Origin of the sequence: Streptococcus sp. OMI870 (genome assembly GCF_047460295.1) — a bacterium.
In the GTDB taxonomy this organism is placed as follows: Bacteria; Bacillota; Bacilli; order Lactobacillales; family Streptococcaceae; genus Streptococcus.
On the sequence record NZ_JASHGM010000011.1, the window covers coordinates 1 to 1436 of the forward strand.

Annotated in this window: 1 protein-coding gene; it reads left to right on the forward strand. The window is 36.5% G+C overall.

The genetic code is table 11. The features are described from left to right. The first annotated feature begins 56 nt into the window (after window positions 1-56). Window positions 57-1405 (forward strand): IS3 family transposase gene (locus tag QM968_RS10670; protein ID WP_414383930.1). Its coding sequence is split into 2 segments (ribosomal slippage): window positions 57-498 and window positions 498-1405, totalling 1350 coding nucleotides; the frame shifts between segments, so codons are not numbered across the junction. Window positions 1406-1436: the final 31 nt, after the last annotated feature.

Genomic DNA, 1436 nt, shown 5'->3' on the forward strand with positions numbered 1-1436 from the left:
TGAACCGCACCCCAAAAGTTAGACAGAAAAAATCTAACTTTTGGGGTGTTTTTATTATGAAATTGACATATAAGGATAAGGTTCAGATATATGAACTTAGAAAACAAGGGCGAAGCTTCAAAGAGCTTTCAAATATATTCGGGATAAATATTCCTAATCTTAGGTACATGATTAAATTGATTGATCGTTACGGTATAGAGTTCGTCAAAAAGGGGAAGAATCGCTATTATTCTCCTAAATTAAAACGAGAAATCATTGATAAAGTTCTGCTTGAAGGTCGTTCACAAATAAGGGTGTCTCTAGATTATGCTCTCCCAAACCAAGGAATGCTTCCAAATTGGCTGGCACAATACAAGAAAAATGGGTATACTATTGTTGAGAAAACAAGAGGGAGAGCACCTAAAATGGGACGCAAGCCAAAGAAAAAACCTGAAGAAATGACAGAGTTAGAACGTCTTCAAGCAGAAAATGAATTCTTGAGAGCGGAGAATGCTGTTCTAAAAAAGTTGAGAGAACTCCGATTGAAGGAGGAAAAAGAGCAAGAAGAAAAACGGAAATTGTTCAAGGATTGGTAACAGAGTTTTCTTTAGATATCCTTCTAAAGATTATTAAGCTTGCCCGTTCAACTTATTATTATCACTTAAAACAGCTGGATCAAAGCGATAAGGATGATCAAGTTAAAGCTGAAATTCAGTCAATTTATACTGAGCATAAAGGAAATTACGGCTATCGTCGCATGACTCTAGAATTACGAAATCGTGGCTTCGTAGTGAACCATAAGAAGGTGCAGCGTCTTATGAAAGTACTTGGTTTAACGGCTCGAATTCGCCGTAAACGGAAGTATTCTTCATACCAAGGAGAGGTTGGCAAGAAAGCAGATAACCTTATTCAACGTCAATTTGAAGCAACCAAACCAATGCAAAAGTGCTACACAGATGTGACAGAATTTGCCATTCCAGCAAGCAGCCAAAAGCTTTATTTATCACCAGTTTTAGATGGCTTTAACAGCGAAGTTATCTCCTACAATCTTTCTACTTCGCCGAACTTAGTACAAATGAAAGCTATGCTAGAACAAGCCTTTACAGCGAACCATTATGAAAATACAATTCTCCATAGTGACCAAGGATGGCAATACCAACACGATTTCTATCATCATTTTTTAAAGAATAAGGGAATCCAAGCATCTATGTCACGTAAGGGAAATAGCCCAGATAACGGTATGATGGAATCTTTCTTTGGCATTCTTAAGTCTGAAATGTTTTATGGTTATGAGAATACGTTTCAGTCACTTGAGCACTTGGAACAAGCTATTGTCGACTATATTGATTACTACAACAACAAACGAATTAAGGTAAAACTAAAAGGACTTAGTCCTGTACAATACAGAACTAAATCCTTTGATTAAATTAATTGTCTAACTTTTTGGGGTCAGTACA